Annotated in this window: 4 protein-coding genes and 1 pseudogene; all 5 read right to left on the reverse strand. The window is 34.9% G+C overall.

The window, feature by feature from the left end; genetic code table 11:
* Positions 1-316: 316 nt before the first annotated feature.
* Positions 317-2134: an ABC transporter ATP-binding protein gene (locus tag RTP52_RS18290; RefSeq protein ID WP_312372816.1), complete on the reverse strand. Its 1818-nt coding sequence runs from the start codon at positions 2132-2134 to the stop codon at positions 317-319.
* A gap of 34 nt (positions 2135-2168) precedes the next feature.
* Entirely contained in the window at positions 2169-3890 is a 1722-nt protein-coding gene (locus RTP52_RS18295) for an ABC transporter ATP-binding protein (protein WP_312372818.1), read from the reverse strand.
* A gap of 263 nt (positions 3891-4153) precedes the next feature.
* Positions 4154-4738 carry a xanthine phosphoribosyltransferase gene (locus RTP52_RS18300; protein WP_312101078.1) on the reverse strand — a complete coding sequence of 195 codons (585 nt, stop codon included), beginning with the start codon at positions 4736-4738 and terminating at the stop codon, positions 4154-4156.
* 371 nt (positions 4739-5109) lie between these two features.
* Entirely contained in the window at positions 5110-6270 is a 1161-nt protein-coding gene (locus RTP52_RS18305; RefSeq protein ID WP_312372820.1) for a phosphoglycerate dehydrogenase, read from the reverse strand.
* A 22-nt stretch (positions 6271-6292) separates the two neighbouring features.
* Positions 6293-6552: pseudogene (locus RTP52_RS18310) on the reverse strand (3-phosphoserine/phosphohydroxythreonine aminotransferase); the annotation flags it as partial.

Genomic DNA, 6552 nt, shown 5'->3' on the forward strand with positions numbered 1-6552 from the left:
ATGAGGTATAATAAAATCTCAAGTCTAGTAAATGAGTAAGTATAATAAGAAATACTCAGATTAGTTATTAACATAATAAGTTGATAACTTATATGACGCTAACATAATGAGAGCTAACATAATGAGAGCTAACATAATGAGAGCTAACATAATGAGAGAGAATCACAAAGTAAACTTTTCCCTTTGTGATTCTCTCTTATTTCATATAAGGAAAACGCCGATGCATGCATTTACCTATCTTCCAATAACCAATTTTTCTACAACAATTCTTTCATGCTTTTTATAATATTTTAGCGCTTTTAATATAACTCACCCTTTATTCAAACTGAGACGCATATAAACGATAATAAAATCCTCGCTTCTTCATAAGATCGGAATGAGTCCCCTGTTCTACGACATTCCCCTCATTTACAACTAAGATATTATCTGCACTTTGAATTGTAGATAAGCGGTGGGCAATAACAAAACAAGTCTTATCTGCCATTAAGTTTCTCATTGCTTTTTGAATTTGAATCTCTGTTCTTGTATCAACGTTAGATGTGGCTTCATCAAGAATTAGCATCTTAGCATCTAACAGCATCGCTCTAGCAATCGTTAATAACTGCTTTTGACCTTTTGAGATATTCATACCGTCTTCATTTAATACGGTATCATATCCTAATGGCAAATTCTTAATATAGGAATGTATCCTGGCTGCTTTCGCCGCTGCAACAACTTCCTCCATCGTAGCATCTTTTTTCCCATAGGCAATATTTTCATATATCGTTCCACCAAATATCCAGGTGTCTTGCAACACCATAGCATAGGCTTTACGTAAACTTTCCCTTGTCAAATCTTTAATCTCATTGTCATCAATATAGATAGCACCTTCATTCACGTCATAAAATCGCATCAAAAGATTGATAATCGTTGTCTTACCAGCTCCCGTTGGGCCTACAATTGCAATTAAGTTGCCTTCTTTTGCATTCAGATTGAGGTTCTTGATAATTGTTTTTTCTTTTGTATAACCAAATGATACATTTTCAATTGCAACCTTCCCCTTAACATTTTGAAGCTCTTTTGCCTGATAAGCATCCGCTACTTCAGAAGGTTCATGTAACACACGAAATACCCTTTCTGCTGCCGCTAATGAAGACTGAATCTCACTTATAATATTAGCCGCTTCATTGATCGGACCAGAAAATTTTCTCGAATACAAAACAAAAGATGAGATATCACCAAGGGTTAGTTTATTGTATAAAAATAAGACAGAACCTACGACAGTAACGAAGGTGAGTGAAATGTTATTTATAAAGTTAACTGTAGGTCCTACGATACTGCCGTAATAATCCGCTTGATAGTACGCCTCAACCGCTTCTTCATTAATTTGATCAAACTTATCCAGTACAACCTCTTCTCCTGCATACGCTTTTATCGATCGTAGGCCGGATACCATCTCTTCTACAAAACCATTCATTTGACCAAGCTTTTCTGATCGCTTTCGAAATAATGGTCTTGTTTTATTCGCCATATATTTTGTATAAATGATAGACATTGGGATTGTAATTAACATTACAAGTACCAGGCTTGGTGAAATAATTATCATCATAACCAAAGAGCCAACAACTGTTATAATACTTGCAAAAATCTGTACCAAATCGGTTGAAAGTGAAGTATTAATTACATCAATGTCGTATGAAATTCGACTTATAATATCTCCTGCGAGATGTTGATCAAAAAATCCAACCGGTAATTCCATCAACTTATCAAAAACATCATTTCTCATTTTCTTTACAATTCTTTGGCTTAACCGAATCATCAAAATCGATAATAGATAAGACAATATAGAGGAAACAATGTAAAAACCTATCATAAGAATGGCATACCTTAGTACCCCTTTGATTGGTACTTTGCCAACCCCAAGTTCAATTAAGTCGATTGCCTTACCAGAGAGCATTGGGCCAATTAGCGCAAAAAGGTTACTAGCCATTGCAAGTAAAATCGCACCCGATAGCATCCACCAATAGGTTTTCAGATATCCCCATAATCCTTGTAAAACTTTACTAGTATTTTTGGGTCTGTCTACAGTATTTACTACTTTTTCTGCTACACTTTCCTTTTTCCCTTTTCTAGCTTGAAACATATCCTTTGCCAAGACTGTCCCTCTTTTCTTTTTCAGTATTTAATGTCTATTCCATGCTACCCATCTGAGATTCATAAATCTCATGATAAACCTCGCAGCGTTCCAATAATTCTTCGTGAGTTCCATACCCTAACATCTCTCCATCTTCAAGAACAAGGATATGATCAGACTGCATAATAGAACTTATCCTTTGAGCAATCAATATAATTGTGGTATCTTGATAATTATTACGAATTGCCTGACGAAGCATAGCATCCGTTTTATAATCAAGTGCGGAGGAAGAATCGTCAAGTATTAAAAACTTAGGATAATTTGCAAGAGCCCTTGAGATATATAATCTCTGCTTTTGACCTCCACTTAAGTTACCACCTTTGATTGCTGCTTCATAAGAAAAGTCATTCTCTTTCTCCATGATAAAATCATAGGCACAAGCATCTTTTGATGCTGCTATTACCTGCTCCCTCGAAAGATTACGTCCAAAAGAAATATTCTCAAAGATGGTATCCGCAAAAATAATATCGTTCTGGAACGCTACACCAAAATTCTCTCTAAGTTCTCTTAATGGTATCGATCGTATGTCTTTTCCTTCAATGATAATCTGCCCCTCTGTAGCATCATAAAAACGCATCAATAACTGAATCAGTGTAGTTTTTCCACTACCAGTAGCACCAATAATTCCAAGACTTTCTCCCTTTTTTAACTGAAAACTTATATTCTTTAGGCTTAATTTTTCCTCATCATTTTCATAACTAAAGGATACATCATCAAATGCTAAATACTTTTCTTCCTGCTCTTTCGAAACTTCAACTGGAGTAACAATTAGCTCCTCGTTTGCATCTAAAACTTCTTTAAGACGTTTTGCAGATGCACTTGCTTTTGAGTAATTTATAAAAAGTCTGGTGACCATCATCATGGCATTTAATATCATCGTAAAATAGGATAAGAAAGCAACTATCTTACCTGGTTGTGTAACCCCTGAATTCACACGAAATGCACCAACAATGACTACGATAGCGAGTCCAATATTTAGCAATAAATTCATGATAGGACTTGAGAAAGCCATAATACTAGCTGCTTTAATTTCATTACTAATTACCTCATCATTTACGTGACGAAATCTCTGTTTTTCATATTCAGTTTTACTTAATGCCTTAATAACACGTATTCCGGAAATATTCTCTCGAATTGTTTGAACCATCTTATCTACTGATGCTTGTACCTTTGTATACAATGGGATACCCCTTTTAGAAATTAGGTAAACAAGCAAGCCTAGTAGTGGAAGAATTGCAATTAAGATAAGAGTTAATATGGGATCTAATGTTGCTGTTAATACAATACCACCAACTAGAATAATTGGTGCACGTACTCCCAATCGTTGCATCATTCCTATCACCTGATGCACATTATATGTATCAGTAGTCATTCTGGATATCAGAGATGGTACTGTAAATTTATCCACTTGTGCACCAGATAAGTTTGTGATACGTTCAAACGTGTCATGTCTTATGGTCTCTACGCTATTTCTAGCTACTTTCGATGCCATTCGATTCGCAATAATATTTAACACTCTAGCTGCAATGGATAATAGAACCATAATCCCGCCCCATAACAGGATATACGACACCTTACCAAAAGGTATGACATCATCCAAGATATATGCTAATACCCATGGTAGACCTAAGTCGGCAAATGTCCCAGCAATTTTAATAATTAACCCAAAAATCATCTGCCTATAATAAGGTTTTAAGTAATGAAATACTCTGTCCATGTTTACCTCCATAATTGCGTATGTCTTTTGCTTTTCATGATTACTTGTCTTTTGTTTATCAATAATTTAGAAGAACACTCAGCGCGTAGGTGGTGAGATGAATTCTACGCCAATTGACGTAAAAGACTTAACTATTTAACTTTGCTGATTTAAGTGGTGGGAGCGTTCACTCCTATAGTTACATTATATATGTTTTACAAGTTAGTTTAAAGTTCTAAACGAAAAAATGCACCACAGAATTTTCCATGGTGCAATCCTATACTTTATTTATCTCCTCGAAACTCAATGGTACCATCTTCTGCATTCATACTATCTACAATTGCTAATGATTCCAAATGAATTCCCATTTCACGAATAATTTCACCACCAGATTGAAATCCTTTTTCAATTACGATTCCTATTCCTTCAACCGAAGCGCCAGAGCTAATTACAAGATCTATAAGACCTACTAAAGCGCAGCCATTTGCCAAAAAATCATCAATGATTAAAACTCGATCAGTTGGTTTTAAAAACTTCTTTGATACTATAACATCATATGTTTTCTTATGTGTAAATGACTCTATTTTTGTAGTAAAAACTTCACCTTCAATGTTGATGCTTTGTGCTTTCTTTGCAAATACAACTGGAACATTAAAATACTGTGCCACAATACATGCGATACCAATACCGGATGCCTCTATCGTTAAAATCTTAGTAATTTTCTCTTTCTCAAATAATCTCTTAAACTCTTTTCCTATCTCATTGATTAACTCAATGTCCATCTGATGATTTAAGAAGGAATCCACTTTTAGTACATTACCTTGTTTTACGATACCATCTTTTCTTATTCTATCTTTTAATAACTGCATTTTAAAATCCTTTCCAAACATCCTTATGTAATGTGTAACTTTTGTCGCACTCTTATATGATTATACACATTTATTTTCTTTTATTCAATTGATTTTTCTTCTAATCACATGGTAATATCATGATTTCGTCGTGATTATTATCGTATAAACACTATATCTGCTTCATAAAACAAGAAAAAGCACGCTTTGCGTACTTTTCTTTGCATAAATAGAAAGTAGAAATTAGATATCCTATGTTTCACTTGCTTAATATAGGATATCTAATTTACCCCTTTTTATAACTATTAAGGCTAACTTACAGTATCCTCTTACTTTTGGTAGAAAATATTTCACTGTTTTATAAACAAGTTTTCCTTAGTATAAGCTCTAAATTAAATAACACGTACCTTTAATACACCATCGATTGCTTCTAATTCTTTTACAAATTCCTCAGTCACCACAGTACATAAATCGAGTACAGTGTAAGCATAATCACCCCTACTCTTATTTGCCAAATTCTCTATGTTAAGATTCTTAGAGGAAAATACAGTTGTAAATTGAGCAAGCATGTTTGGTTTGTTTTTATGGCAAATCGTTACACGAGTACCATTCTGACATACACCAGCATCAAGACTTGGATAATTTACGGAGTTCACAATGTTACCATTTTCGATGTAGTCACGAAGTTGCTTCACTGCCATAATTGCACAGTTATCTTCTGATTCTTCTGTGGAAGCACCAAGATGAGGAATTGCAATTACTCCTTCCATTCCAGCTGTCTTAGCATTAGGGAAATCAGTGACATACTTCTTTACCTTACCAGACTTTAGTGCCTCTTTCATTGCATCATCATCCACCAAAAGGTCACGAGCAAAGTTAAGGATTACAACACCATCTTTCATCATTGCTAAGGTGTCTTTATTAATCATCTTATTTGTGTCATCAAGTAATGGCACATGTACTGTAACATAATCACACTCTTTAAATATTTCTTCTCTCGTCTTTACATACTTAATATCACGGGATAAGTTCCAAGCATGTTCCACAGAAATATATGGATCACATCCAAATACCTCCATACCAAGTCTATTAGCTGCATTAGCTACAAGAACACCAATTGCTCCAAGACCGATAACCCCTAGTTTTTTCCCTTGAATTTCAGTTCCAGAGAATTTTGCTTTCCCTTTTTCTACAAGTTTTGCTACACTTTCATCCTCTTTTACTGTCTGTACCCAGTTGATACCACCTGTGATATCACGGGCTGCTAATAGCATACCAGCTACAACTAATTCTTTTACACCATTTGCATTCGCTCCTGGTGTATTAAATACAACAATACCCTGCTCTGCACATTTATCTAATGGAATATTATTTACACCTGCGCCTGCACGGGCAATTGCTTTTAGGTTGGCAGAAAACTCCATCTCATGCATCGCTGCACTACGAACTAATACGGCTTCTGCTTCCTCAAATACATCGGTTTTTACATAATTATCATCAAAAATATTAAGTCCAATTGGTGCTATCGGATTTAAACAATTATATTTTGTCATATTAATAACCATACCTTTCTTTTTAAGAATTCTTTTCCTCGAATTCCTTCATGAATGTTACAAGTTTCTCTACTCCTTCGATTGGCATTGCATTGTAGATACTTGCTCTCATACCACCAACCGTTCTGTGTCCTTTTAAGTTTACAAAACCTGCGGCTTTTGCTTCTTTCACAAACTTTGCATCCAATTCTTCAGAACCAGTTACAAATGGAACATTCATTAAAGAACGGTCCTCTTTCACAACAGTTCCCTTAAACATCTTGCTCTGATCAAGGAAATCAT

It is taken from the genome of Lachnoclostridium sp. (assembly GCF_031997925.1).
Classification (GTDB): domain Bacteria; phylum Bacillota; class Clostridia; order Lachnospirales; family Lachnospiraceae; genus Lachnoclostridium.

What these genes read in the sequence shown, in the direction of transcription:
- RTP52_RS18305 (WP_312372820.1), bottom strand. Translation starts at nt 6,270, where the DNA reads ATGACAAAATATAATTGTTTAAATCCGATAGCACCAATTGGACTTAAT.
- RTP52_RS18300 (WP_312101078.1), bottom strand. Translation starts at nt 4,738, where the DNA reads ATGCAGTTATTAAAAGATAGAATAAGAAAAGATGGTATCGTAAAACAA.
- RTP52_RS18295 (WP_312372818.1), bottom strand. Translation starts at nt 3,890, where the DNA reads ATGGACAGAGTATTTCATTACTTAAAACCTTATTATAGGCAGATGATT.